This is a genomic window from Pseudoalteromonas thalassia (assembly GCF_049257215.1).
Lineage (GTDB): Bacteria > Pseudomonadota > Gammaproteobacteria > Enterobacterales > Alteromonadaceae > Pseudoalteromonas > Pseudoalteromonas lipolytica_C.
In genome coordinates this window covers 19,501-45,594 of sequence record NZ_JBMMUE010000016.1, presented here as the reverse complement: position 1 = coordinate 45,594, position 26,094 = coordinate 19,501, and the positions used below count along the sequence as shown (strand labels likewise).

Genomic DNA, 26,094 nt, shown 5'->3' with positions numbered 1-26,094 from the left:
GTGCACAGGTAAGTTAACAGTGTGTTACAAGGTGGCATAATTTTCTTGTATATACAAGATGAGTTGTTAAACTTTAAGCTAATTTGATTAGGCGCTTTAAAGCTCGCAGCAGATATAAGTATAGGTGAAAAATGCATACAACGAACGATAGCCAAATGCACTGGGATTTAGTGATCACAGATGCCAATATTGCCACCATGGATCCTGAAGTTGATGCGCCATACGGTGCTATAGAAAATGCAGCGATCGCAGTAAAAGAAGGTAAAATTGCTTGGTTAGGTTCGCAAGCTGACTTACCAAACTTTGATGCATTAGCAACACCGACTATCTCAGCTAAAGGGCAATGGTTAACACCTGGATTAATTGATTGCCACACTCACTTAGTGTTTGCCGGTAGCCGCGCTGAAGAGTTCGAGCAACGCTTGCAAGGTGTCAGTTATGAGCAAATTGCTGCTAATGGCGGCGGTATTGCAAGTACAGTACGAGCAACGCGCGCAGCAGACCACGAAACCTTATTTGTCAGTGCGAAAGAGCGCTTAAATGCGTTATACGCAGAAGGCGTGACTACGGTAGAGATCAAATCTGGCTATGGTCTTGATTGCGAAAACGAAATTAAGCTACTCGAAGTGGCTCGTTTACTCGGTGAAAATCACCCGATTGATGTTAAAACCACGTTTTTAGGTGCTCACGCATTACCACCAGAATATAAAGGCCGCAGTGATGAATACATAGAGCTTGTTTGTGGTGAAATGCTTGACCGTGTTGTTGAAGCTGATTTAGCTGATGCGGTTGATGCATTTTGTGAAAATGTCGGTTTTAGTAACGAGCAAACTCGCCGTGTATTTGAAGCGGCTAAAAAGCACAACTTACCCGTTAAGTTGCATGCTGAGCAGTTATCTAATCAACATGGTGCAGAACTTGTTGCTGAATTTAATGGCTTATCAGCCGACCATATTGAACATTTAGATGAAGCAGGCATTCAAGCAATGGCCAAAGCAGGCACTGCGGCAGTGCTGTTACCGGGGGCATTTTATTTCTTACGCGAAACAAAATACCCACCAATTGAATTACTTCAGCAGTATCAGGTGCCTATTGCTATATCAACCGACTTCAACCCAGGAACTTCACCATTGTGTTCATTGCATTTAATGATGAATATGGCCTGTACTCTTTTTCGTATGACGCCAGAGCATGCGCTTGCAGGTGTAACACGTAATGCCGCCAAAGCCTTGGGTCTTGATGATCGAGGTGTATTAAAAGTGGGGGCACGCGCTGATATTGCTCACTGGCAAATATCCCACCCTGCGCAATTAAGTTACCAATTCGGCGTAAATAAACTGTTAAATCTGTGGATTTTGGGTAGACTTAGTTAGAAGTTATTTTTACGTATTTTTGGATTAGATGTCATTGATTGCCAGTTTAGCGAGTAACGGTGTAGGGCTCGTAAATTTAAGTAGTGATGCAGTGCCAGTGTTTTTAGCAGGCTGCGTTTTTATGGCAATGATTTGTGCGTTGTGTGTCACTCGTCATCCAATACTTAGACTCAGTTTAGTTGTTAATGGTGTGCTGGGGTTGGCAATCCTCAGCTCCGCTATTCCTTGGTTAATCATTTTATTAGCAATGAGTCTTTGCTTTCATTTATGGCAAGCTTTTCGAACAAATAACTGGTTAGCGATTATTTTTACTGTCGCTGCGGCGATTACGTTTACAGTTATGTATTCTGCCCACTTATTGCTCGAAACTTCCGCGTATTGGCTAGCGATTTCAGTTATTGTTTTATCTGTGTCTGGCTTTTTTAACTTTGAAGAACCAGAAGAAAGTGAAGAAGTCATAGTTGATACTCCTTACCATGATGAAATAGACAGTACTCCACTAACTGGCTTGCCAGATCGCAGCGATTTACGACGTAGCTTTGCTAGCTGGGTTGAAGAACACTCGCATAACTGCGCCCTTGTTATGCTGCGTTTAGAGGGATTTGAAAGTGTTAACCAGCATATAGGTCGGGACTTTGGTGATTTATTACTTGCTCAGTCTGCTACTCGTATTAAACAGCAATTAGACAATGATGCAGTGCTTAATATTAGTAGTGGCGCTGGCAATATAGAAAAGCTTGCTCACTTAGGTGGATTAAATTTTGCCTTCATTTGCTCTCTTGAGGAGCAAAAGCATTTGCATGAGCAACTTATAAGTCAAATAAAACAAGTGACCTTAAAACCCTTCAATGTGGCAAATTGCACTATTGAGGTGAAAGTGCGAGCTAGCTACGTTAGCTGTAACGAGCCTGAATACAGTTTTGAAAACCTTATTTCTTTCGCTAACCTTGCACTTGATTCAAACCCAGATCGGGCTATCGTGCCATATCATCCACAAATGATGATTGAGCAGTTAGAGCAGCAAGCAAGGCTACGTGAGCTGGCGCACCTAGATTTTGCTAGTGAGCTTGAGTTGTATTTTCAACCAGTGGTTCGTAATAGTGACAACAAGATAGAGTTTTTAGAATTATTGTTACGCTGGCAGCATCCAAAACAAGGGATCTTAGCAGCTAACAAGTTTATTGATGATATTCGTGTTGCAGGCCTTAGCTATCCGGTTGCTGCTTATGTGATTGAGCGAGCAGCAGAGCTTGCTATGGCATTACGTATGGAAGGCATGCAACTGCCACTCAGTATTAATGTGTTTGGTCCTGAGATGCTGCATGAAGAGTTTATTGAATTTGTAGACCGTATTGCCACCGAGCATCATTTAGAGCCCGGCGCTTTAATTATTGAATGCCCGCTTGATCTATTTATGAGTTTGGATGATCAAGGTAAAGCCATGGTTGCAAGGCTAAGTAGCATAGGTATTAAACTGTGTGTAGATGGATTAGGTGATACCCCTGTTTGGCTATCTAAACTACCAAATTTGAATGTTGAGTATGTTAAAGTTGCAGCATCGCTTACCGCAGATTTTGCTCACCAAACTCAAATACGTAGCCTCGTTTCAGGGGTGGTGGCTATGCATAATCAAAATAATGCTAAAGTGATTTGTGAAGGGGTGGAAACCTTAGAACAACTTAATTTTATTAAGTCATTAAACACCTATGCAGCGCAAGGTTATTATTTTAATTACCCGCTTAGTAGTGTAGGTATGGTGTCATGGTTAAAACAATGGCATTTAGAGCATCAGTAATGAAGCTAGCGAGTTTCTAGGGGAAAGTTAGCGAGTTGTTCGACTCGTCACATCGCGTTTTATCTCAAACCTTGCTTCCAATTTAAGGGGCGCGGCATAAAGCCGCTGCTACAGGTAGGCGTGAAACTTGTTTCGAGCTGACCTCCCCAAAAATCAGTCGTTACCTCGTTTCTCGCCTCTTTCTAACTTGCCTCTCTTGCCTGCAAATACGCATTCACTAGGGCAGTGATAATTTGGCCGGCATCGTTCATGCCTGCTTCTAAACTAACAGGGTGTTGTGATGGTGCACCTTCACATAAATGAAGGTAGCGAGCAGTTGTTTGGCTGGCTGCTAAATGCACAAAGTGTTCTGCATCACTCACACTAAAGCCGCAATTGGTATAAGCGCTAACTGGCATTAGCGAAATACTGTCTAAGTCAACTTCGACGCCTAATGGGGCATTATCGAATTTATTAAGTGCTTGTTTACATGCGGTTGATAAGTCTATATTGCGACGAACTTGAATGTCTTGATAACTATCAAACGAGAAGTTTGCTTGAGTTAACGCATTCATAATTGCTTGATTATTCTTAAATTCGTGCAAACCCATCACATGATAATCAGCGAGATGATTTTCGCTGTAGGCATACCTAAAGCCATTACCACTATGGCGACCTTCACAGTCTCTAAAATCAGCGTGAGGGTCTAAGTTAATGGCGTTTACTGGTTTGCCATGCTGCTTACTAAGGGCACGTAATATACCTAAGCAGTTGTTGTGTCCGCCACCTATCACAATTGGCTCAAGGCCAGCTGCAAAAATCATTGCCAGTACTTGCTCAACACGGGTGTCGATATCGCCACACAGTTCACGTAGTTTGGCTAAGTCGGCGTCGTTTTTATTATCAAGGTTAGCTGCTTGTTGGTTTAAATCATCAAGCGCAACTTCACCAAGTAGCAATACACGCTCATGGTTTAAAAATTGGTTATGAGTTTGATTCAAAAAGCGCTTTAAGAAAGCTAGCCATGCTTGCTGTGCACCGCCATTACCTAGGTTAGCACGAGGCCCAATATCTTCACACACGCCAACTAAAACGTAACGAATACCAAACTGTTTGGCATCAATAAGAGCCTGAGAGGCGTTTACATGTGTATCAAGAAGAGCAAGAGCTTGCCATGCTTTTTGTTCATTGGCGCGGCGGACACATAAATGTTTTACCGCCGCTTCATCATAAATTTTAAGGGGATTTATCACTGAGATTAGTCTTCTATTATTTCTAACTCTAATTCTTCAGCAGATAATATAATGCCGGTACTATCGGCGTAAACAAAGTCACCATCAAAGAAAGACACACCGGCAAAATTAACGCCTATACCATCTTCGCCTGCGCCTTCACTGTCTGCAGCAACTGGAATAGAAGCAATTGCTTGAATGCCTAGATCTAGCTCTTCAAGTTCGTCAACATGGCGAATAGCACCGTAAACGATGATCCCTTGCCAGTTATTTTCAAGGGCGATTTCTGCTAGTTCAATATCTATTAGTGCGCGTCGGGTTGAACCACCACCATCGATCAAAAGCACACTATCGGTTCCGTCCGTAGTTAAGATATCGCGGATCAGCTCGTTATTTTCAAAACATTTAACAGTTTTCACTCGGCCACTAAAGCTTGGGCGTCCACCAAAATTGATAAACATTGGCTCGAGCACATCGACCACGTCGGCAAAGTGATCGCATAAATCAGAAGTGCTGTAATCCATTTTTTCATCCTCTAAAGAGACTGTCTGTTTAGTACCCAGTATACCTTGATACAACTCAATAACAACGACTTAATACTGGTTTATTCGTTTAAATCAAAGGAATTTCGTTATCGCAACATTAGTGTCTCAAAAGCGTCACCTAATTGTTATTTTTACCGCCTAAGCTGAGATGAGTATAAAAATTAGACGCAAAGTATGACAAGGAGCTTACCATGGCAAACAACATGCTTACTAAATTGGCCAAAGTGGATGAACAGCTGTTTCTAAGTGTGTTTAACGACGCTTCGCCAAATTGGCTCAGAAAGTCAGCGCTTGGTTTATCAAAAAGCGGTGATGGCGGACTTTATGTGGTGTTGTTCCTTGGGTTTTGGTGGTTTACCGAACAACTTCATTTTCAGCAGCTTGCGATGAGTATATTGGTTGGCTTTGCAATTGAGCGACCCATTTACTTTTTAGCTAAAAAGCGAATTGCGCGGGTAAGACCTTGCGACTGCTTAGTGCAAGGTGCGTATTTAGTGCCAAGTGACCAATTTAGCCTACCGTCGGGGCATAGTGCTGGGGCATTTGTTATAGCGACTATTTTAACCATGTATTTCCCTGAGCTTACTGTGCTGTGGCTTCTTTGGGCATCGGGTGTAGCAGCATCTCGGGTGGTAATCGGTGTGCATTACCCTGCAGATGTAATTATTGGCGCAGGTATGGGGTCGAGTTGTGCAGTTTTAGCAGTCATGGTGGTGGAATCTATATGAGAATTTTGTACGGTATACAAGGAACAGGTAACGGACACATAACCCGTGCTCGCGTGATGGCAACCACCTTTAAAGCATTAGGGGTCGATGTTGACTACGTATTTTCCGGGCGCAAAGAGCAAGATTACTTTGATATGGCTGATTTTGCCGACTTTAGAGCATTTAGAGGTTTATCATTTACCAGTAAATCAGGACAAGTTGATAGTTTAAGAACATTAAAAAATGCACGCCCTTTGCAGCTAATTAAAGATATTAAAAGCTTAGATTTACGTCATTATGATTTGGTTTTTAATGACTTTGAACCTATCACAGCGTGGGCAGCAAAACAGCAAGGTATTCCGGTTATTGGTATGAGTCATCAGGCTGCATTTTTGTCTGATAAAGTGCCAATGTTTGGCCGAGCTTTCTTTCGTCGTGCGTTGATCCGTAATTATGCCCCCGCGAATGTCTATCTCGGTGTTCATTGGCAACCTTATGCTGAGAATATTATTCCTCCTTTCATCGCGAGTCACCACCATGACAATCCTGTGATGGTTGAAAATAAAGTCTTAGTGTATTTACCATTTGAGAACCTAGAAAGTGTTGTCGACTACTTAAAGGACTTTCCTGAGCGTGAGTTTTACTGCTATCACCCCGATGCGCAAGATTGCTCAATCGGTAATATTCATCTGCGAGCGCCGTCACGAGTTGGGTTTCTTAACGATTTAGCCAACGCTGGTGGTGTGATTGGTAATGCAGGGTTTGAGCTTGCAAGCGAGGCATTACAGTTAGGTAAAAAGCTCTTACTCAAGCCGCTTGGCAAGCAGTTTGAGCAGGGGATTAATGCACAAACGCTGCTAGGCATGGGAGCTGCCCATGTTATGAGTTACCTTAACCCCTATGCGATGGATGATTGGTTGCAATCACCACAAAATAAAAGATTGAACTTTCCGAGTGATCCCGCGCCACTAGTTGAATGGGTAAGGAAAAAGCAGTGGCAGAAATTAGATAAGTTACACCAACATTTATGGCAAAAAGTTAACTTACAGTAAATACAGTTTGTTTGTTGGTTCCTTATATTGGAAAATGCATCGCCTTTTCAGGCTACTTTTTATTAGCTGCTTTAAATAGTTTAGCTATACTTTAAATGCATGTTTCTATAAGGCACTTTGAATGAATGTATTACAAAACTTAACTATTAAGCGTCGTTTACAGTTAAACGCGCTCGTTGTTGGTCTTGCAATGATTGTGATGCTGTGTGTAATTATCTTTGAGTCGCGCATGATGCTAAAGCTCAACGAAACAATTCAAAATGCGGAGGAGCTCGACATTCATGAACTTGCGATGCGTAAACATGAAAAAAACTTTTTGTTTTACAAAGATGTCGATAGCCTTGAGCTTTTTGAAAAAGAGTATTCGCAGCTAAAAAATAAAATGGCGCGACTAGACGAGTTAGTGAAAGATTTGTCGATGGATTCATCGAAGCTAAATGAATTTAGACGCCTTGCGAAAACTTATTACGATGACTTCAATGAGGTTGTGGTACTACAAAAGAAAATAGGTTTACACCCTAAAGATGCTCTTTATGGTGATTTACGTGGTGCGGTGCATCAAGTAGAAACATTATTAAGCGAGCGCGAAAACTATAAATTACTCACTTTAATGCTACAGCTTCGCCGTGCAGAAAAAGACTTTATGCTGCGCTTTGATTTAAAGTATATGGGCAAGTTTGATGATTTAGTTGCTAGTTTTAGATCAGAGATTAAAAGCGCTGGGTTCGATACAAATTATGAAAACCAGTTACTTAGTTTGCTTGCGACTTATCAAAGTAAATTTAAAGCCTTAGTTGATGCACAAGTTGCCTTAGGCCTTGATTTAGAATCAGGGGCGCTCGGTGAGATGAAACGCAGTGTTGAGCTTAGTGATGCTATTGTTACAGAGCTTACAGATCAAACAAAAGCGTTTGTAGAATCGAGTGCTGCTAGTGCGCAGTTGATTGCCATTCTTGTGTTTATTATTGCTAGCATTTTAGTGATGCTATTAGTTTACTTTACTAGCCGCTCAATTATTCAGCCTATCGAACGTGTGTACCATACGATTAACGAAATTCGTCGTAATAACGACTTAAGCATGTCGATTACTCAATCGGGTAAAGATGAAATCACCACAATGACGATCGACTTTAATAGCTTGATCAGTGATTTTAAAAAGCTGATTTACGAAGTAAATACCGCGCTAAGTACTCTTAACGTGGCAACAGAACATTTATCTGAAACGACTGCAGCAACTAGCTCAGGTATGCAAGAGCAGCTTCATGAAGCGGATATGGTTGCCACAGCAGCCACCGAAATGCAGGCGACGATTCAAGATATTTCACACAATACTGAAGCCGCAGCGAAAAAAGCTGAGTCAACTAACTTAAGCGCGCAGCAAGGCCGCTCTGAGGTTGAATCTACAGTGGTGCAAATAAACCACTTATCAGATTCACTCGGTAATGCGTCTAGCGTGGTGTCGCAGTTAGAAAAAGACGCTGAAACCATTGGCTCTGTACTAGACGTTATTCGTGGCATTGCTGAGCAAACAAACTTACTAGCACTCAATGCAGCTATTGAAGCGGCGCGTGCCGGTGAACAAGGCCGTGGCTTTGCGGTGGTTGCTGATGAAGTACGTTCACTTGCCCAGCGTACCCAAGACTCAACACAAGAGATTGAGAGCATTATTTCGACCCTACAAGGTCGCACACGAGAAGTGGTGAGTATTATGCAGCAATGTCGTACACAAGGTGGCGAAAGCGCGGCGCAGGCAAGCAAAGCCGGTGAGTTACTGCGTTCAATTACCGAAGATGTACAAACCATTATGGATATGAGTACTCACATAGCCACAGCAATTGATGAACAAAGCCAAGTGGCTTCTGAGGTGAATAAAAACGTGGTACGCATTCGTGATATCGCTCAAGAGGCATCGGGTCACGCGGCAACTAATGCACAAACCAGCGAAGAGGTGTCTGAGCAAGCACGTGTGCTTTATCAGGCAATCGATAAGTTTAAAGTTTAATAATTACTTGATACTTTATATATAAATAGAGCGTGGTGACGGTTTCGTCATCGCGCTTTTTTTATTGCTTGGGTGTGTATACCGCGACAAGGTATTAAGGCACAAACTTAATTGGCACGCTGTCTTTGTTGGCTTCGTGCTCTGTGACTCTGGCTTGATATTGTTGCCAAAGCGCATCATGATTTGCTTGTAAATCAGCTAAGTAATGCCAGCTAAACAAGCCACTATTATGATTATCGCTAAATACCAGTCGAATTGCATAATGGCCAACCGGCTCAATTTTACTAATTCCTACTTGCTGTTTGCCAAGCACCAGTTTCATCTGCTCATTACCGTGGCCTTGTACTTCAGCAGATGGTGAGTGAACACGCAGAAATTCAGCACTAAATTGGGCAATAGTCTGATCATCAAAATGAACATCTAATACTTTACTAACGCTGTGATAATGCACTTTAGTGACTTCTTTCATGTGAGCCTCGAATCTACGATTTATAAACTAAAAAGCCTCCAACTGGAGGCTTTTTAGTATAACGCTAATTTGTTGATTAAAGAATGAAACGACTTAAGTCTTCATCTTCAACAAGTGCACCTAAATGCTGTTCAACGTAATTGGCATCAATTGTTAGTGTTGAACCTGCTTTTTCTGAGGCATCAAATGAAATTTCTTCCATTAGTTTTTCCATCACTGTGTGTAAGCGACGTGCACCGATGTTTTCGGTTTTTTCATTTACCTGCCAAGCCGCTTTCGCGATACGCTCAATTGCATCATCGGTAAACTCAACCTCAACTTGCTCAGTTTTTAACAGCTCACGTTGTTGCTCAGTTAATGAAGCATGAGGCTCAGTTAAGATACGTTTAAAGTCATCAGCACTTAGTGCTTCAAGCTCAACGCGGATTGGTAAACGACCTTGTAGCTCAGGGATCATGTCTGATGGTTTAGCCATTTGGAATGCGCCAGATGCAATAAACAACATGTGGTCAGTTTTAACCATGCCGTGTTTAGTGCTTACTGTTGAGCCTTCGATTAATGGTAGTAAGTCGCGTTGTACACCTTCGCGGCTAACATCAGGGCCAGACGCTTCACCACGTTTACAGATTTTATCGATTTCATCGATAAACACGATACCGTTTTGCTCTACCGCGAAGATAGCTTGCTCTTTTAACTCTTCAGGGTTAACAAGTTTTGCAGCTTCTTCTTCAACTAATAGTTTGAAGGCTTCTTTAATTTTTAACTTACGCTTACTGCGCTTGTCGCCACCCATGTTTTGGAACATGCTTTGTAGCTGGTTGGTCATTTCTTCCATACCAGGAGGTGCCATGATCTCAACATTAGGCTGAGCTTGTGCAACATCGATATCGATTTCTTTATCGTCTAATTGGCCTTCACGTAATTTCTTACGGAAAGATTGACGAGTCGAAGAGTTTTCTTCAGTTTTTGATTCACCAAAGGTGTCGCGCGCTGGTGGTAGTAGGGCATCTAAAATGCGCTCTTCTGCCGCTTCTTCAGCACGGTGCTTAAACTTCTTAGTTTGCTGTTCGCGGGTCATTTTAATTGAAATATCAACTAAATCACGGATGATAGTTTCAACTTCTTTACCAACATAGCCCACTTCGGTGAATTTGGTTGCTTCAACTTTAATGAAAGGCGCATTAGCAAGTTTTGCAAGGCGGCGAGCAATTTCAGTTTTACCCACACCAGTAGGACCAATCATTAAAATGTTTTTTGGTGTTACTTCGGCGCGTAGCTCGTCGCTTAGTTGCATACGGCGCCAGCGATTACGAAGCGCGATTGAAACTGCTTTTTTAGCTTTAGCTTGGCCGATAATGTGTTGATCTAGCTCGTGAACGATTTCTCTTGGCGTCATCTCAGACATGGCAGTTCCTATTACAATTCTTCAATAGTTTGGAAGTTATTCGTGAATACGCAGATGTTGCCGGCAATAGTTAGGCTTTTCTCTACAATTTCACGTGCACTTAGGTCGGTGTTTTCAAGAAGCGCTGTGGCTGCTGATTGTGCGAAGTTACCACCACTGCCAATCGCAATTAGGTCATTTTCTGGCTGCACAACATCACCGTTACCTGTGATGATCAATGACGCAGTTTCGTCTGCAACTGCTAAGAGTGCTTCGAGTTTTCGAAGTGCACGGTCACTACGCCAATCTTTGGCCATTTCAACGGCTGCCTTAGTCAGGTTACCTTGGTGCATTTCTAGTTTGCTTTCAAATCGTTCGAAAAGGGTGAAGGCATCAGCAGTACCGCCAGCGAAACCAGCGATTACTTTGCCATTATAAAGACGTCGAACTTTGCGGGCGTTGCCCTTCATTACGGTATTACCAAGTGAAACTTGGCCGTCGCCACCAATTACGACCTTGTCGTCGCGGCGTACACTTACAATAGTGGTCATTATTATTCCTCATCATCGAGCGGCAAAGCCGCTCGTAAAAAGCGATTGATGAGGTGTTTATATGGGTGAATGAACTAAAATCAAGTCCAAAGCCAAATTCCGCAGCCCATTATTTTGATACGTTTAAGTTTATTTTTATCACTTTCGGCCAAACGTTTGGTTTCGTAAGGGCCTAAACGCACTTTATACCAAACACCATTGCTGCCTTGGGTTTTCTTTACCTCGGCAACCAAGCCGGCAAAAGCGATTTTAGCTTTTAATGTTTGTGCTTGCTCTAAGGTTCTAAAAGAACCGCATTGCATTACATACGGGCCCTTTTGTTCAATCTCTTTTACTTCAACCTGAACTTCGTGCTCTTTAATCTCTTTGATAAATTCAGGTGTTTTAGGTGGCGGAATAACAGTTTCTTCTTGTTTAGTCGGATTGGCTTGTTGTTCCACAAGTTCAGGGTCAGCATTATGTTTGATATACCATAAGCCATAGCTAAACCCGCCTACTAAAATAAGCGCGATTAAAATTAGAATAATAGGAAATGGCTTTTTCGCCGGAGCCTGCTTTTTATTTCTATTTGCTGGTTTTTTATTAATGTAATCGTGTTGTGCCATGACTCTTATATTGGCCTTTAAATCATATCTATCGGATCAACGTCTAGGCTCCAACGCACTTTTTGCGCTAATTTGCTGGTGCTTATGTAGTCGACCATTTGCGCTAAATATTGGTGCAAGTGGGAGCGTTCCTGCGCCTGAATATGTAATTGAAAGCGATACTTACCAGCCACACGTTCCAGTGGCGCAGGTATCGGACCGAGCAATTGTATACCAGATACGTTCTGGACAGGAACCAAATCAGTTAAAAAATCGACCACTTGATTAATGTTATGTCCTTCGGCGCGCACCATAGCCATATTGGTAATGGGTGGAAGCTGAGCCTCTTCGCGTTCTGTCAGGGCATAGCGGGCAAAATCCTGATAGCCATTGTTGACTAAATCTTGTAGTAATGGATGCTCAGGAAAATGGGTTTGCAATAATACTTGCCCAGGTTCACCACTTCGACCAGCACGGCCTGCCACTTGCGTGACAAGTTGCGCTAAATGCTCAGTAGCGCGAAAGTCGCACGAATATAAACCGCTGTCGACGTCTAAGATTAAAACCAGGCTAACATCAGCAAAGTGGTGGCCTTTTGCTAACATTTGCGTACCAACGAGGATACGCGCACCGCCTTGGTTAATATCATCAAGGGCTTTTTCTAAGCTGCCTTTACGACGAGTTGAATCTCGGTCGATACGACTAATCGGAATATCAGGAAAGGTTTGTGTTAAAAACTCTTCGATTTGTTCAGTACCTTTACCATTTGGAAAAATCTGCGTGCTGCCGCAATCGGGGCATTGATGAGGCACCTGATGTTGCTCTCCACAGTGGTGACAAATCATCTGGCCAATGGCTTTATGAAAGGTTGCACTGGTGCTACAACGTGAGCACTCACTTAGCCAGCCACACTCATGACATATAAGGGTAGGCGAAAAACCGCGACGGTTTAAAAACACCATTACTTGTTTGCCACGCTCTAAATGTTGGCGCATATAGGCAAGGCTAGCATGGGCAATGCCGGCTTGCTCTGGCTGACCTTTCATGTCAATTAGTTGAAACTGGTTATCGGTGCTGGTTTGGGCGCGCTCAGTGAGGCTCAACAGCTGATATTTGTTATTAATTGCTTTATGTAAGGTCTCAAGTGCCGGTGTGGCACTACCTAGAACGAGCACAATATTATGCTGGTATGCTCTATAAGCGGCTAGGTCTCTAGCATGATAGCGCAATGTATCTTGTTGCTTAAACGAGCTGTCGTGCTCTTCATCAACGATGATCATGCCAAGTGATAAAAAAGGTAAGAAAATACTCGAACGTGTGCCGATCACTATGGCGCAGCTGCCTTTTTCACAGAAACGCCAGGTCTGTAAGCGTTCGTTATCTGTCAGTGCGGAGTGCCAGAGCATAATCGGTGTATCAGGAAAGCGGCGACGAAAACGATTAACCGTTTGTGGTGTTAAGCCAATTTCAGGCACTAATACTAGGGCTTGTTGGCCCTTTTTAAGTACTTCTTCTAGGCATTGCAAATACACTTCGGTTTTACCACTTCCGGTAACCCCTTCAAGTAAAAAGCTGGTAAAGCCGCTAGCTTGATTAATGCTGGTACACGCCACAGCTTGTTCTTTATTAAGTACAGGTTTGCTACCTACCGTCGGCGGGCGTTGCTGCCACTGGTTATCATGTTCGATAAACTGAGTGATCAGTTGTTTGTCGAGCAGGCTATCGATGGTTTTTTTTGTAAATCCGAGTGCTTTTAATTCTGTAACCGATGATTTGCCCGATTCGGCTAGCTGCTTTAATAAACTTAACTGGGTTTTTGCTTTTAGCGACGGCAGCTTTGCACCTTTTTCGGTCAGCTCAACCATGTTAATGCTGGTTTTATCAGGGCATTCGCCTTGTCTTAATGCAGCTGGAAGTGCCGTATGAATGGTTTCACCCAATGGATAACAGTAGTAGCGTGCAGTGAATTTCAGAAGCGCTAAATGTTGCTCAGATAAAACTGGCGTGTCGTCTATTACGTCTATAATCGGCTTTATTTTGTCAGCGGGAACATCGGTTGATGTTTTTAGAGCCAACACCACTGCAACCTTTTTTTGACTACCAAATGGCACGCGAACGCGCATGCCTGGCTTTAACTCAGGGCTGTGCAGCAGCTGTTCAACTTTATAATCGAAGGTACGCTGTAAAGGGACTTTTATGGCAACTTCTACAAAGTGCATAACAACTCTACTGAAACAAAGACGGAAAGATAATGTACTAAAATTACGGTTAAAAACCTACCAACAAATACTGAACAACAAGCCACTTGATTATTTTTTAGCGAAATATGTATTTAAAGCTTGTCGCAAGGTCACTTGAGCTATAAAATACGCGGCCTATTAATTGTATTAACTGCGTATGGTGCCAGACTTCGGGTTTGGAGAGCGATACGGCCTTAACTAGAGGTTCCCTATGAAAGAAGGTATTCACCCTAAGTACGAAGCTATCACTGCAACTTGTTCATGTGGTAACAAATTCGAAACTAGCTCAACTCTTTGTAAAGACATCCACTTAGACGTATGTTCTGAGTGTCACCCGTTTTACACTGGTAAGCAAAAGATTTTAGACACTGGCGGCCGTGTTGATCGTTTCAACAAGCGCTTCGGTGCACTTAGCAGCAAGAAGTAATTTCTGCTGTTTAGTTAAAAGAAGCACCTTAGGGTGCTTTTTTTATGCCTAAAATTCACAAAATTCGTTATTAACGCTGACACTTACTCATCATCTTCACTCATTTCCTTTGCATAACTATTTCTGGCTGTTATGCCCATTATGTCGTTAATTGTAGAGACAAAGTGCCACCCCTTGGCTATATTATTTTTTGTATAAATGAGTATACCAACCCGCAATAATACTTAATCATTTTGAGGGATTAAACCTGTCGCTACCTGCGTTAAAAATTTCTGATTTAGAACACAACTAAATAACGAAATTTTTGCCTTGCTATCAACAAGGTTTCATTGCCTCAAAATAGACTACTTAATTAAGCGTATTGGTATCTAAAAGTTATTAAAAATAATAAATTTAAATAATTTCGTGAGTAAATGCTGTGAAATTCGTTGAAATGGCTGTTTTAGGCTAATTTCGGCTATTTGCAGTGTTCGTGCATATAAAATACAAAAACACGCGCTTAAAAGGCCATAAATAGGTTGATTTTTATGTTTTATTAATCGCAACTATGCACAGAAATTGTTGGGAAATCCTTTAAAATTAAGCGATATAGCTTATAACAGGATAGACCTGATAATACTTGGAATTTTTATACATTACAGGTATCGTACTGATGCAAGCTCTCTCACTTTTTAACTTTTTGCAGGATACTATCGCGTTATGTCAGATTTTCGTGAAAAAGCATTACATTACCACGCTCACCCCGTTCCAGGTAAAATTAGTGTTGAACTAACTAAGCCAGCCGAAACGGTTAACGATCTCGCTTTAGCTTATAGCCCAGGTGTGGCTGAACCAGTCCGCGAAATTGCTGCTGATCCAGCAAATGCCTATAAGTACACAGGTAAAGGTAACATGGTTGCGGTTATTTCAAACGGTACCGCAATTCTAGGATTAGGTAACTTAGGCCCGCTTGCATCAAAACCTGTAATGGAAGGTAAAGCGTTACTATTCAAACGTTTTGCTGGCCTTGATTCAATTGATATTGAAGTAAAACACCGCACAACAGAAGACTTCATTAATACGGTTGCTAACATCGCTGATACGTTTGGTGGTATCAATCTAGAAGATATTAAAGCGCCAGAGTGTTTTGAAATCGAAAAAGCGCTTATCGAGCGTTGCGATATTCCAGTTTTCCACGATGACCAACATGGCACTGCTATTGTTACCGCTGCTGGTATGCTTAATGCCCTTGAAGTACAAGGTAAAGATATCGAAGATGCAATTATCGTATGTTTAGGTGCCGGCGCAGCTGCAGTTGCTTGTATGGAGCTATTAATAAAATGTGGCGCACTGCGTGAGCACATCTATATGCTTGACCGTAAAGGTGTGATCCATACTCGTCGTGATGACTTAAATGAGTATAAGCAATTATTTGCTAACAATACTGATAAGCGTACATTACAAGACGTTATTGCTGATGCTGATGTGTTTGTAGGTGTATCTGGTCCTAATCTATTAACTGCCGATGATCTTAAACTGATGGCAGATAAGCCTGTGGTGTTTGCGTGTTCAAACCCAGATCCTGAGATTGCTCCAGAAGTTGCACACAGTGCACGTAACGATTTAATTATGGCAACGGGGCGTTCAGACTTCCCTAACCAAGTGAATAACGTGCTTTGTTTCCCGTTTATTTTCCGTGGTGCGCTAGATGTGCGAGCAACGGCAATTAATGATGAAATGAAAATTGCAGCTGTACATGCTATTCGAAGCATTGCAAAAGAGTCTGTACCAAGCGAAGTATTAAAAGCGGCTGGCGTTGAGTCACTAGAGTTTGGTGCCGAGTACATCATTCCTAAGCCAATGGACCCGCGTTTATTACCACGTATTGCTCGTGCTGTTGCTGAGGCGGCAGTAGAGTCAGGGGTTGCGCAAATTGAGATGCCAGAAGATTACATGCGTTAAACTTAATTAACGCTAATAAAAAAACTCAGCCTAAGCTGAGTTTTTTTATGCCTGTGGCTATCGGCGGTGATCCGATGGCCGAAATACTTACTCTGAATCAAGAACAGGGATATCTAACCCCATTTCTTGCATAATCTTTTTAACTTCTTCTGGCACCTTTTCAGGGTTGTCTTTACGAAGGTCATCGTCATTTGGTAATGGTTGACCTGTAAAAGCATGTAGGAAAGCTTCACACAATAACTCACTATTCGTCGCATGACGTAAGTTATTGATCTGACGACGTGTACGTTCATCAGTTAATACTTTTAATACATTAAGTGGGATCGATACGGTAATCTTTTTTACTTGTTCTGATTTTTTACCGTGTTCTGCATATGGGTGAATGTATTCACCGTTCCATTTAGCCATAAGTTATTTCGTTGCCTCGGTTGTCAGTTATTTACGCGAGATACCAATTCAAAATAGAACACTTCGTAAAGGTAATTAGTATTTCTCATCGCGCAAGATGCGGAAATTCTATCTCTTTAAAAAAGATAGTCAAATACTAGTTATTTAGCCATCTAGTAGTGTAAATGTATAAACTTCTATTGTGAGCTATAAATACTTTGACTTCTCATAGTCGATCATCTAACCTTTTAGACGTCTAAACATCCAATTTATGAATAGGTGATGAAATGAGTGAAAAAAATAAAGCGACGATAGCGGTTCGTCACGGCATCGAAGCCGATAAGCATCATGGTGCGGTTGTGCCACCTCTATACTTATCAACCACCTATTCATTTGCTGACTTTGATACTAAACGCCAGTATGACTATGGCCGCAGTGGTAATCCGAATCGCGATATCTTAGCTGAAACCTTAGCTGAGCTTGAAGGGGGTGCAAGAGGCATTATTACTGCAACAGGTATGTCTGCAGTGCATTTAGCAACTCAGCTGTTAAACAGTGATGACACACTGGTTATTCCACATGACTGTTATGGCGGTAGTTACCGTTTATTCACTTCGCTTGAAAAGCGTGGCTTATTAAAACTAAAAGTTTTGGATTTAACCAAATCTGAAAACCATCAAGAAATTTTATCGATAAAGCCTAAATTGATTTGGATTGAAACGCCAAGTAACCCTATTTTGCGTTTAACTGATATTAAAGCAATTACGAGCATTGCTAAGCAGTGTGGTGCTTTAGTTGCGGCTGATAACACCTTCTTATCACCTGCATTACAAAACCCAATTGAGTTTGGTGTTGATATTGTTGTGCACTCAACCACTAAATATATTAATGGTCACTCTGATGTGGTTGGCGGTGCGGTGATTGCTGCAACGCAAGAGTTAGGTGATGAGCTTGCTTGGTGGGCGAATAACATTGGTATTACTGGTGCACCATTTGATAGCTACTTAACCCTTCGTGGTTTACGTACTTTAAATGTACGTTTGAAGCAGCACCAAGAAAATGCCTTTGCAATTGCTGAGTATTTAGAAAACTCACCTTATGTAAGCCAAGTTTATTATCCAGGCCTTGCATCACACCCACAGCATGAGCTTGCTAAAGCACAGCAACGCGGTTTTGGTGGCATGGTGAGCTTTGATATTAAAGGCGACATTAACGATGCCGCAGCGTTTTTAACAAGCCTTAAAGACTTTAGCCTTGCTGAGTCGCTTGGCGGAGTAGAGAGCTTGATTTGTCACCCTGCAACGATGACACACGCAGGTATGGAGCCTAAAGCCCGTCTTGAAGCTGGTGTCGGTGATACCCTTATTCGTATTTCTGTAGGCATTGAAGACGTAAAAGACCTTATTGCCGATTTAGACCGTGTTTTTAATTTAGTAAAACCAGGTCAAGGCCAGCAAGTTACAAAAGCTGAAGTTAAGCAAACACAGCAAGATAAACAACAAAACGCGTCATTTAAGTTAACGCCAGCACATACGGCATTGTGGTAGAAAAATGGTAAATATTGTTCATAAATTTGGTGGCTCAAGCTTAAGCTCGGCAGAACGCTATCATGCGGTGGCTAACATTGTTTTAGCGAATACGGAGCAAGGCGACTGCGTAGTTGTGTCGGCATCGGGTAAAACAACCGATACTTTAGTAAAGCTTTGGCAAAGTTACCAGCAGCAAGATAGCCAAGCTGTTAGCGATATTCTACTGCTTATTGATAATAATCAACGTGCGCTTATTGAGCAGTTACTTATAGGCCAAAATAAACAACAGGCGTTGGCACAGTTAAAAGATGAACTTGCTGTATTAAACGAATTAATTACTCAGCAACAGTTACTTGAAGCACCTTTACTTGCACATGGTGAAGTGTGGTCGGCGCGCTTGTTGGCGGCTTACTTAAATCAGTTGGGTATTGCCGCACAAGATGTTGATGCAAGGCAGCTATTTACTTTAAATGATGGTCAGCTTTTACATCAAAAAAACCAGCAGCAATGCAGTGATACGATTAGCAAATCACATATCAACGTAGTAACGGGCTTTATTGCCGCAGATTGCCAAGGTAATACGGTTACTTTAGGCCGTAATGGCAGTGATTACAGCGCCACATTACTAGCCAGTTATACTTTTGCTAAACAAGTGTCTATTTGGACAGACACACAAGGGGTATTTAGCACTGACCCTCGTAAGGTTAAAAATGCGGTTAAATACGCCAAGGTATGTCGTGAGCAAGCAAACTTATTAGCGCGCTTAGGCAACCCAGTACTGCATGCAAAGACGTTATCGCCGTTAAAAGACTCAGAAATCAAACTCGTAGTTAGAAGTAGTTTTGATTGCGATGCCACGCCAACCGAAGTGGTAAAAGAAGGCTATAGCAAAGCAAAACGTTTTATTACTACCTTAGATAACATCGATTTATTACGCGTTGATAAACTAAGTAGTGGTGAAGTAGGTGAGCTTAGTCAGTTAATTCAACACAGCTTGCATCACTTTGTTAAAGAAGGTGATACCTACTTGTTAGTGCCTGGTCAAAGTACTCATCAGATTGTCAGCCATTTAGCGGGTCGCGCCAATATTGTAGAGTCTAATTTAAGCGGTTGTGCGGTAGTTGCACCGACTGCTGATATCGGCGCTCTTGCAGAGCAAGCAACAGCGCTTTTAAAAGAGCAAAGCATTCATCCTCGTTTTGTACAACAAGACGATAACTATGTGTTGATCTTAAATGATCAAGCAATTGATAGTGATGTTTTAACTCTTCTACATGACAAGTTGGTAAACAAAGGCCAAGAGCTGGCCATTATAGTTGCTGGCCTTGGTAATGTGGGTGAAGTGTTCTTATCGCAACTTCAAGCTCAGTTTGCTCGTTTATCTGCCCATTATAAAGTAAAGGTGGTTGCTCTTCTTCGCTCTAAGCAAATGCTATTTAGTGCCAGTGGTTTAAATACTGAAACATGGCAGGAGCAGTGGCACAATGAAGCGCAAAGCTACGACAAAGCTGAATTATTAGCGCGTATCAATGAGCTTGATTATGAGCATAAAGTGATAATTGATATCACAGCGAGTGAGGCTTTTAGTCAGTTGTATCCTGATTTTGTAGAGCTTAACTGTCATCTGATCAGTGCAAATAAATATGCGGGTACCGCTGCAAACGATTGGTATCAAGCACTGCGTAGTCAATTAGCTGAGCGAAATCTGTTATGGCGTTATAACACCAGTGTTGGCGCAGGTTTACCGATTAACTTTGCTTTGGCTGATTTACAAAATAGTGGTGACAGCATTAACCGTATTGAAGGGGTATTCTCGGGTACTTTATCGTGGTTATGTAGCAGTTATGATGGCAAGGTGCCGTTTTCTGATTTAGTGCTACAAGCACAGCAAATGGGTTACACAGAGCCTGATCCTCGTGAAGATCTATCTGGCCGAGATATGCAGCGTAAACTGCTTATTTTAGCGCGAGATTTAGGGCTAGATTTAGAGCTTGATGACATTGCTCTAACACCACTTATGCCAGCAGCACTGGCAGCAGGTAGCTGGCAAGACTTCTTGGAGAATAAACAGCTGCTCGATGAATTCATGACAGAAAAAGCAGCTCAAGCTGCGGCAGAAGATAAAGTAGTGCGCTACACAGGTGCTATCACACTTGTTGATGGCAAGGTTCAGGCACAGGTAGGTTTAGTCTATGTTAGCAAAGATGATGTGCTAGCAAGTCTTAAACCGGGCGATAACATCTTTGTGATTAATTCACAGTGGTATACAGACAATGCATTAGTGATCCAAGGGCCTGGAGCGGGTAAAGAAGTTACCGCGGCAGGGGTTCATTCAGATCTGTATTGGCTGGTGAATAACTTAAAATAATTTTGCTGATCTTAGTTTTAATGGCTAAGCAAAAAGCGCCCCATGGGCGCTTTTTTATTGTCTAAAACTAATATAGTAATTAGAACAGTTCTTCTTCTGTACTCAGTTTTTCTTCAAATACATCTGTTGGCTCTTCTGTAACATACTTTGTAGGTGCAGTGCCTTTAATAAAGTATTCGAAGCGGCTGGTATAGTCATTTTTGTGGCTCAATAAGCCCGTTGCTAAATCAATACGAACCGAGACTAAGCCTTCAGGAAGTTCGATAGGAGCTTCTGGCATACCGTCAAGCGCTGCGCGCATAAAGTCAACCCACGCTGGTTGTGCGGTTTTTGCACCTGACTCAGCCCCAGAAATTTGTGAATTATCTAAGTTTTTATTTCTAGCACTACGGCCAAGTGTAATGCCAGGATTGTCAAAACCTACCCATACGGAGGTTAGTACATTGCGATTAAAACCACTGAACCAAGTATCAACAGAATCATTAGTGGTACCTGTTTTACCAGCTAGGTCGCGTCGGTCTAAAGCTTGAGCACGCCAACCGGTGCCACTCCAACCTGTTTTATGACTCCAACTACCGCCGCCCCAAATGGCGCTGTGCATAGCTTGCGAGATTAAGAATGCATTTTGCTTTGAAATAATACGCGGGGCACAACGCTGGACTGGTATTTGCTCTGTTTCAGTGATGCTAAGTTGGCTCGAATCGCGCGCTGCAAGCTCAACAGTGGCAGCCGGTTTTGGGCTATCACAAGCCAATTGAGGATTAGCCTTAAATAATGTATTGCCTGCTGAATCTTGGATTTCAGTAATAAAATACGGCTTAATTAGGTGGCCACCGTTTGCAAAGGCGCTCATACCGCGTGCAAGTTCAAGCGGGGTAATCGAGGCACTACCAAGGGCTAACGACTCACTGCGATTAATATCACTATTTAAAAACCCAAATTTAAGCAAGTGATCTGCAGTGCGCTCTAGGCCAACACCACGCAATAAACGAACAGAAATTACGTTTTTTGATTGTGCCAGTGCTCTGCGAATACGAATAGGGCCATTATAAACTGCTGGGCTGTTTTTAGGTCGCCATGCAACCCCTTGGCTTTTATCCCACTGATTAATAGGTGCATCATTCAAAATAGAAGCGAGTGTATAACCATTCTCAAGAGCTGCTGAATAAATGAATGGTTTAATGTTTGAACCCACTTGGCGTTTTGCTTGCACTGCACGGTTGTATTGGCTTTGTTCAAAGCTGTAACCACCTACAATAGCTTTAATTCGACCATCTTGCGGATCAAGCGAAACTAATGCACTCGATGCTTCAGGTATTTGGCTTAATATATAGCTATTGTCTGGATTTTTACGTAACCAAATTTGAGCGCCTGCTGTGAGAATGTCGCCAGCTGTTTCTGGTGCAAAACTTTGGCGGTAGCGCGTAATATATTTACGAGCCCACTTTAAACCATCCCATTCAACATTAACTTGTTCGCCACTTTTTAATAAAACAGAGATTGATTGCTCAGCTACTTGAGTGACAACACCAGCTAATAAAGGGCCAAACTCTTTTACATCTTTAAGTTTGTTTAAAATCGCGTCTCGAGTTAATGGCGTGTCGGTTTCACTATCCCATAAATGAGCGGTTGCTCCTCTATAGCCATGGCGCATATCGTAGGCATGTAAGTTGTTTACAAGCGCATCTTGTGCCGCCTGTTGGATATTTGAATCTACACTGGTGTAAACCTTGAAGCCTGTATTATAAGCTCGTTCATGGCCATAACGCTCAACCATTTCGGCGCGAACCATCTCAGAAATATAAGGCGCATATACTTCAATTTCAGCACCGTGGAATTTTGCCGTAATAGGCGCGTTAACGGCGTCTTGATACTCTGACTGACTAATATATTTTTCAGTTAGCATACGACCAAGTACCACATTACGACGTGCCTTGGCTCTCACAGGGTTACGAATTGGGTTTAGTGCAGAAGGAGCTTTAGGTAAACCAGCAATCATTGCCATTTGGGCTAACGTAAGTTCATTTAATTCTTTGCCATAATAAACTTGGGCTGCTGCACCAATACCAAAAGCACGATTCCCCAATTCAATTTTATTTAAATATAATTCGAGTATTTCATCTTTAGTTAATATACTTTCAATATGCAATGCGATGAATATCTCTTTGACTTTACGGATATAAGCCTTTTCTCGGGTTAAGAAAAAGTTACGGGCAAGCTGCATAGTTATGGTACTTGCGCCTTGTTTCTTTTCACCTGTAGATATGAGTACAATGGCTGAACGAACGATACCAATTGGGTCTATACCAATGTGTTCGTAAAAACGATTGTCTTCGGTCGCTAAAATTGCATCGATTAACGGTTGGGGGATTTGATCTATTGTGACGGGAATGCGGCGTTTTTCACCAAATTGATTAATCAATAAACCATCGCGTGAAAAAACTTGCATAGGTGTCTGTAATTGAACGTCTTTTAAAACCTGTACGCTAGGAATGTCAGGTTTAACGTAATAGTATAGACCAACTAAAGTGATTAGCCCTAAGAATGAGCAAATGATAAAAAATTGTAAAGTTCGTTTTAATAAAATCACTTATATTTTCCCTAAATGGACTCCCAATTAGAATCGGAGACTGCTAGTATATATTGATTAAAAAATGAATAATATTTTTTCAGATAAAAATTATAACTTGTTTATTATTAAAACAAAGGCAAAGTTGCAATCATGCTAAGTCAGCTATTAAAAAAGCCTTCATCTATGATGGTAGGGATCGACATCGGATCTCACTGCATTAAAGCAGTGTTGTTGCAAGAGACAGACGCAGGTTTGCGGCTTGAGGCATTAGCTATTGAACCTATGCCAAAAGGGGCTATGTCTGAACGCTCAATTCAAGACATTGAAGCTATCGGCAACGTTGTTGCTAAATTAAAACGAAAATTGCCTAAAACAGTCCATAGTGCCGCTGTTGCAGTGTCTGGGCAAACTGTGATCACAAAGGTTATTTTTATGGATGTATCATTAACTGATGCTGAATTAGAATCGCAAATAGCCATTGAAGCAGATAGCTTAATTCCATACCCACTCGACGAAGTGAACATAGACTTTGAAAAGCTCGCCATAAATGAAGCCGATCCGAGCAAAGTTAATGTACTTTTATCTGCAGCACGCACAGAAAGTGTTGAGGCTCGCATTGGTGTATTAGAAGCTGCAAATCTAACTGCTAAAGTAGTTGATGTTGAAAGCTACGCGTTGAGCCGTTCGTTAGATGTGTACTACCAACAATTGCCTAGCGATGCCTATGATAAGTGTGTGGCAATTGTAGATATTGGTGCTGTGCTAATGCTTGTGAGTGTGGTTCAAGCCGGTGAGACTATTTACACTCGGGATCAGGTTTTTGGTGGCGACCAATACACAAACAGTATTGTCGCTTATTACAACAAAAGCTTCGATGAAGCAGAAATAGGTAAAACCACAGGCGACTTACCTCCTAATTATACGTTTGAAGTACTTGCACCTTTTCAGACTTCGCTGCTACAACAAGTAAGACGTGCCGTACAAATGTTCTTAACGACGAGCGGTAAAGACCAAGTCGATTATATTGTTTTAACCGGTGGCACAGCCATGATTGAAGGCTTAGACCGATTGTTAATTGAAGAGTTAGGGATACATACAGTGGTTGCTGAACCCTTTGCAAATATAGAAATTGCTCCAAAGGTAGACCGTAATATTTTACAGCGTCATAGAACACAGTTCGCGATAGCCACAGGATTGGCGTTGAGGAGCTTTTCATCATGCCACATATAAATCTACTGCCTTGGCGCGAACAAAAACGAAAAGAATCGCAAAATAAATTTGTTACTTTGCTGTTCGCTGTTGTTGTAGTGAGTTTTTTAAGTATGTATATGTTGAGTTCTTTCTATTCAGGATTACGTGAAGGACAAAATGTAAAAAATAACTTTTTAAGCAACGAAATTGCACTACTTGATCAACGCATACGTGAAATCAACGAATTGGATAAAAAGAAAGAAAACCTACAGCAGCGAATGCGCTTAATTGAGGAGTTACAAAGCAATCGAAATCTTGGTACACAAATTATGGATGAGGTTGCGAAGATTGTGCCTTCAGGTGTTTATTTAACTAAGCTAGAACGTCGTGATGACCGCATACATGTATCGGGACGTAGTGAATCTAATAATCGACTATCGACTATGTTGCGCCAAGTTCAGGGCTCTTATCTTCTAGAGCGACCTGTTATGCAAGGTATTGTGGCTGGTGAGCAAACGTCGAGGTTACTAAGTGACTTTAATATGGATTTTTATGTTAAACCATTTGATAAAATAGGTGAGGTACGCAATGAACCTTGATATCAAATCGTTAACTGAAATAGATTGGAACGAAATAGAGCTCGAAAATATGGGCGATTGGCCCATTGCTGTAAAAGTAATGTGTTGTACTTTTGTTGCTGCAATCGTGCTTTATTTTAGTTATAGCTTGCTGGTGTCTGATGAAATAGCTAATTATCACAGTTCAGTAGCCAAAGAGACTGAGCTGAGAAATACTTACAAAGCTAAATATGCTGTTGCGAGTAACCTAGACTTATATCGCCAGCAAATGATTGAGATGGAAGATAAGTTTTCGCAACTATTAAAGCGCTTACCCACCTCTAATGAAACACCAGGTTTACTTGACGATTTGTCTTATGTTGGCACGACAAGTGGTTTAACGTTTTTAAAAATTGGCTGGTTACCAGAAATAGAAAAAGAGTTTTACACTGAGCTGCCAATTAAGATAGAAGTTGTGGGCTCATATCATGAGTTTGGTGAGTTTGTTGGTAAAGTTGCACAATTACCGCGTATCGTAAGTTTGCATGACTTTACTATTCAAACCCTTGATGATGGTGAACTTACTTTTAGCGTTGTTGCTAAAACCTATCGTTATGAGGGAGGCACTCAGAAATGATGAGAAGGCTTCCGTTAGTTATTATTATGACTTTTGCACTGAGTGCATGTAACGATGATACATCAGAGCAAAAAGAATTTATCGATCAGGTAAAGGCAAGCACTACACCAAAAGTAGAGCCTATTCCTCAGATCGCAAAGTTTGAATATTTTGAATACAGTGCCAGTAAGTTGCGTAGCCCATTTGTTGCACCAAGACCTGAAATTATTCAAAACAACTTAGTACAAGTTAAAAACTGCTTACATCCAGATCCTAGCCGAGTTCGTCAGCCTCTAGAGAAGTACCCGCTTGAAAATTTATTAATGAAAGGGACTATCGGTCAAGCTGATAATAGCTGGGCATTGATTAAAGCGGCCGACGATACACTTTATCGTGTCACAGTAGGTAATTATCTTGGTTTGTATCATGGTGAGATTAAAGAAGTGCATGACAACTACATTGAATTATTAGAATTAATCCCTGATGGGGCTGGTTGCTGGAAAGAGCGCCTGACCAAGCTAGAAATGTTAGAGGCAGGTACAAATGGTGCAGATTAATCATATAAAAGGTAAAAATAAAATGCATAAAGGAAT

22 protein-coding genes are annotated in these 26,094 nt (G+C 41.7%); 13 read left to right on the top strand and 9 right to left on the bottom strand.

Annotation, left to right across the window (positions count from 1 at the left end; genetic code table 11):
- The first annotated feature begins 131 nt into the window (after window positions 1-131).
- Together hutI and AAEU31_RS16800 are read left to right on the top strand one after the other, a co-directional pair.
- Complete coding sequence (gene hutI, locus AAEU31_RS16805) at window positions 132-1,373, top strand: imidazolonepropionase (RefSeq protein ID WP_421967811.1); 1,242 nt, start codon at window positions 132-134, stop codon at window positions 1,371-1,373.
- A 121-nt stretch (window positions 1,374-1,494) separates the two neighbouring features.
- The gene (locus tag AAEU31_RS16800; RefSeq protein WP_421967833.1) at window positions 1,495-3,168 is read left to right on the top strand and encodes an EAL domain-containing protein; all 1,674 of its coding nucleotides are present in this window, start codon (window positions 1,495-1,497) and stop codon (window positions 3,166-3,168) included.
- Between the two features lie 182 nt (window positions 3,169-3,350).
- Here the strand turns inward: AAEU31_RS16800 and AAEU31_RS16795 are convergent, their stop codons facing one another.
- Window positions 3,351-4,400, bottom strand: coding sequence for a formimidoylglutamase (locus AAEU31_RS16795; protein WP_281547207.1), 1,050 nt, complete (start codon window positions 4,398-4,400; stop codon window positions 3,351-3,353).
- Window positions 4,401-4,405: 5 nt separating this feature from the next.
- Complete coding sequence (gene rraA, locus AAEU31_RS16790) at window positions 4,406-4,903, bottom strand: ribonuclease E activity regulator RraA (protein ID WP_135922757.1); 498 nt, start codon at window positions 4,901-4,903, stop codon at window positions 4,406-4,408.
- Between the two features lie 212 nt (window positions 4,904-5,115).
- On the opposite strand from rraA, the gene AAEU31_RS16785 reads away from it, so the two are divergent.
- From AAEU31_RS16785 to AAEU31_RS16775, 3 genes are all read left to right on the top strand, one after another.
- On the top strand, window positions 5,116-5,652 hold the full coding sequence (locus tag AAEU31_RS16785; RefSeq protein ID WP_235403923.1) for a phosphatase PAP2 family protein: 537 nt from the start codon (window positions 5,116-5,118) through the stop codon (window positions 5,650-5,652).
- Entirely contained in the window at window positions 5,649-6,683 is a 1,035-nt protein-coding gene (locus tag AAEU31_RS16780) for an MJ1255/VC2487 family glycosyltransferase (RefSeq protein ID WP_421967810.1), read from the top strand. Before AAEU31_RS16785 ends, AAEU31_RS16780 begins: the two co-directional genes overlap by 4 nt.
- Before the next feature lie 121 nt (window positions 6,684-6,804).
- Window positions 6,805-8,685, top strand: a complete 1,881-nt coding sequence (locus tag AAEU31_RS16775; protein ID WP_421967809.1) for a methyl-accepting chemotaxis protein — start codon at window positions 6,805-6,807, stop codon at window positions 8,683-8,685.
- A gap of 94 nt (window positions 8,686-8,779) precedes the next feature.
- Here AAEU31_RS16775 and AAEU31_RS16770 read toward each other — a convergent pair whose 3' ends face one another.
- From AAEU31_RS16770 to priA, 5 genes are all read right to left on the bottom strand, one after another.
- Window positions 8,780-9,154, bottom strand: a complete 375-nt coding sequence (locus AAEU31_RS16770) for a gamma-butyrobetaine hydroxylase family protein (RefSeq protein ID WP_135922754.1) — start codon at window positions 9,152-9,154, stop codon at window positions 8,780-8,782.
- Between the two features lie 76 nt (window positions 9,155-9,230).
- Window positions 9,231-10,559 carry an ATP-dependent protease ATPase subunit HslU gene (gene hslU / locus AAEU31_RS16765; protein ID WP_135922753.1) on the bottom strand — a complete coding sequence of 443 codons (1,329 nt, stop codon included), beginning with the start codon at window positions 10,557-10,559 and terminating at the stop codon, window positions 9,231-9,233.
- A gap of 11 nt (window positions 10,560-10,570) precedes the next feature.
- Window positions 10,571-11,089 carry an ATP-dependent protease subunit HslV gene (hslV, locus tag AAEU31_RS16760; protein WP_008115012.1) on the bottom strand — a complete coding sequence of 173 codons (519 nt, stop codon included), beginning with the start codon at window positions 11,087-11,089 and terminating at the stop codon, window positions 10,571-10,573.
- An 80-nt stretch (window positions 11,090-11,169) separates the two neighbouring features.
- Complete coding sequence (locus AAEU31_RS16755; protein ID WP_135922752.1) at window positions 11,170-11,694, bottom strand: SPOR domain-containing protein; 525 nt, start codon at window positions 11,692-11,694, stop codon at window positions 11,170-11,172.
- A 17-nt stretch (window positions 11,695-11,711) separates the two neighbouring features.
- Window positions 11,712-13,892, bottom strand: coding sequence for a primosomal protein N' (priA, locus tag AAEU31_RS16750; RefSeq protein ID WP_253038167.1), 2,181 nt, complete (start codon window positions 13,890-13,892; stop codon window positions 11,712-11,714).
- Window positions 13,893-14,124: 232 nt separating this feature from the next.
- Here priA and rpmE point away from each other — a divergent pair, with 232 nt between their 5' ends.
- Together rpmE and AAEU31_RS16740 are read left to right on the top strand one after the other, a co-directional pair.
- Window positions 14,125-14,340: a 50S ribosomal protein L31 gene (gene rpmE / locus AAEU31_RS16745; protein ID WP_036973208.1), complete on the top strand. Its 216-nt coding sequence runs from the start codon at window positions 14,125-14,127 to the stop codon at window positions 14,338-14,340.
- 699 nt (window positions 14,341-15,039) lie between these two features.
- Entirely contained in the window at window positions 15,040-16,281 is a 1,242-nt protein-coding gene (locus AAEU31_RS16740) for a malic enzyme-like NAD(P)-binding protein (protein WP_421967808.1), read from the top strand.
- Between the two features lie 87 nt (window positions 16,282-16,368).
- Here AAEU31_RS16740 and metJ read toward each other — a convergent pair whose 3' ends face one another.
- The gene (metJ, locus tag AAEU31_RS16735; protein ID WP_054563330.1) at window positions 16,369-16,689 is read right to left on the bottom strand and encodes a met regulon transcriptional regulator MetJ; all 321 of its coding nucleotides are present in this window, start codon (window positions 16,687-16,689) and stop codon (window positions 16,369-16,371) included.
- Window positions 16,690-16,955: 266 nt separating this feature from the next.
- Between metJ and metB the strand changes: the two genes are divergently transcribed.
- Window positions 16,956-18,215 carry a cystathionine gamma-synthase gene (metB, locus tag AAEU31_RS16730; RefSeq protein ID WP_421967807.1) on the top strand — a complete coding sequence of 420 codons (1,260 nt, stop codon included), beginning with the start codon at window positions 16,956-16,958 and terminating at the stop codon, window positions 18,213-18,215.
- 4 nt (window positions 18,216-18,219) lie between these two features.
- On the top strand, window positions 18,220-20,565 hold the full coding sequence (gene metL, locus AAEU31_RS16725; RefSeq protein ID WP_421967806.1) for a bifunctional aspartate kinase/homoserine dehydrogenase II: 2,346 nt from the start codon (window positions 18,220-18,222) through the stop codon (window positions 20,563-20,565).
- 79 nt (window positions 20,566-20,644) lie between these two features.
- Here the strand turns inward: metL and AAEU31_RS16720 are convergent, their stop codons facing one another.
- Window positions 20,645-23,155, bottom strand: a complete 2,511-nt coding sequence (locus AAEU31_RS16720) for a penicillin-binding protein 1A (RefSeq protein WP_421967805.1) — start codon at window positions 23,153-23,155, stop codon at window positions 20,645-20,647.
- Window positions 23,156-23,287: 132 nt separating this feature from the next.
- On the opposite strand from AAEU31_RS16720, the gene AAEU31_RS16715 reads away from it, so the two are divergent.
- From AAEU31_RS16715 to AAEU31_RS16700, 4 genes are read left to right on the top strand one after another with little or no spacing between them, the layout of a single operon-like run.
- Complete coding sequence (locus AAEU31_RS16715; RefSeq protein ID WP_421967804.1) at window positions 23,288-24,367, top strand: pilus assembly protein PilM; 1,080 nt, start codon at window positions 23,288-23,290, stop codon at window positions 24,365-24,367.
- On the top strand, window positions 24,355-24,927 hold the full coding sequence (locus AAEU31_RS16710) for a PilN domain-containing protein (RefSeq protein ID WP_135922745.1): 573 nt from the start codon (window positions 24,355-24,357) through the stop codon (window positions 24,925-24,927). Before AAEU31_RS16715 ends, AAEU31_RS16710 begins: the two co-directional genes overlap by 13 nt.
- Window positions 24,917-25,522, top strand: coding sequence for a type IV pilus inner membrane component PilO (locus AAEU31_RS16705; RefSeq protein ID WP_135922744.1), 606 nt, complete (start codon window positions 24,917-24,919; stop codon window positions 25,520-25,522). The genes AAEU31_RS16710 and AAEU31_RS16705 overlap by 11 nt, the downstream gene beginning before the upstream one ends.
- Complete coding sequence (locus tag AAEU31_RS16700) at window positions 25,522-26,058, top strand: pilus assembly protein PilP (protein WP_199527377.1); 537 nt, start codon at window positions 25,522-25,524, stop codon at window positions 26,056-26,058. The genes AAEU31_RS16705 and AAEU31_RS16700 overlap by 1 nt, the downstream gene beginning before the upstream one ends.
- Window positions 26,059-26,094 lie beyond the last annotated feature (36 nt).

Bases quoted from the DNA above. Each gene is read 5' to 3' on its own strand.
- hutI (WP_421967811.1), top strand. From the start codon at position 132: ATGCATACAACGAACGATAGCCAAATGCACTGGGATTTAGTGATCACA.
- AAEU31_RS16800 (WP_421967833.1), top strand. From the start codon at position 1,495: ATGGCAATGATTTGTGCGTTGTGTGTCACTCGTCATCCAATACTTAGA.
- rraA (WP_135922757.1), bottom strand. From the start codon at position 4,903: ATGGATTACAGCACTTCTGATTTATGCGATCACTTTGCCGACGTGGTC.
- AAEU31_RS16785 (WP_235403923.1), top strand. From the start codon at position 5,116: ATGGCAAACAACATGCTTACTAAATTGGCCAAAGTGGATGAACAGCTG.
- AAEU31_RS16780 (WP_421967810.1), top strand. From the start codon at position 5,649: ATGAGAATTTTGTACGGTATACAAGGAACAGGTAACGGACACATAACC.
- AAEU31_RS16775 (WP_421967809.1), top strand. From the start codon at position 6,805: ATGAATGTATTACAAAACTTAACTATTAAGCGTCGTTTACAGTTAAAC.
- AAEU31_RS16770 (WP_135922754.1), bottom strand. From the start codon at position 9,154: ATGAAAGAAGTCACTAAAGTGCATTATCACAGCGTTAGTAAAGTATTA.
- hslU (WP_135922753.1), bottom strand. From the start codon at position 10,559: ATGTCTGAGATGACGCCAAGAGAAATCGTTCACGAGCTAGATCAACAC.
- hslV (WP_008115012.1), bottom strand. From the start codon at position 11,089: ATGACCACTATTGTAAGTGTACGCCGCGACGACAAGGTCGTAATTGGT.
- AAEU31_RS16755 (WP_135922752.1), bottom strand. From the start codon at position 11,694: ATGGCACAACACGATTACATTAATAAAAAACCAGCAAATAGAAATAAA.
- priA (WP_253038167.1), bottom strand. From the start codon at position 13,892: ATGCACTTTGTAGAAGTTGCCATAAAAGTCCCTTTACAGCGTACCTTC.
- rpmE (WP_036973208.1), top strand. From the start codon at position 14,125: ATGAAAGAAGGTATTCACCCTAAGTACGAAGCTATCACTGCAACTTGT.
- AAEU31_RS16740 (WP_421967808.1), top strand. From the start codon at position 15,040: ATGTCAGATTTTCGTGAAAAAGCATTACATTACCACGCTCACCCCGTT.
- metJ (WP_054563330.1), bottom strand. From the start codon at position 16,689: ATGGCTAAATGGAACGGTGAATACATTCACCCATATGCAGAACACGGT.
- metB (WP_421967807.1), top strand. From the start codon at position 16,956: ATGAGTGAAAAAAATAAAGCGACGATAGCGGTTCGTCACGGCATCGAA.
- metL (WP_421967806.1), top strand. From the start codon at position 18,220: ATGGTAAATATTGTTCATAAATTTGGTGGCTCAAGCTTAAGCTCGGCA.
- AAEU31_RS16715 (WP_421967804.1), top strand. From the start codon at position 23,288: ATGCTAAGTCAGCTATTAAAAAAGCCTTCATCTATGATGGTAGGGATC.
- AAEU31_RS16710 (WP_135922745.1), top strand. From the start codon at position 24,355: ATGCCACATATAAATCTACTGCCTTGGCGCGAACAAAAACGAAAAGAA.
- AAEU31_RS16705 (WP_135922744.1), top strand. From the start codon at position 24,917: ATGAACCTTGATATCAAATCGTTAACTGAAATAGATTGGAACGAAATA.
- AAEU31_RS16700 (WP_199527377.1), top strand. From the start codon at position 25,522: ATGAGAAGGCTTCCGTTAGTTATTATTATGACTTTTGCACTGAGTGCA.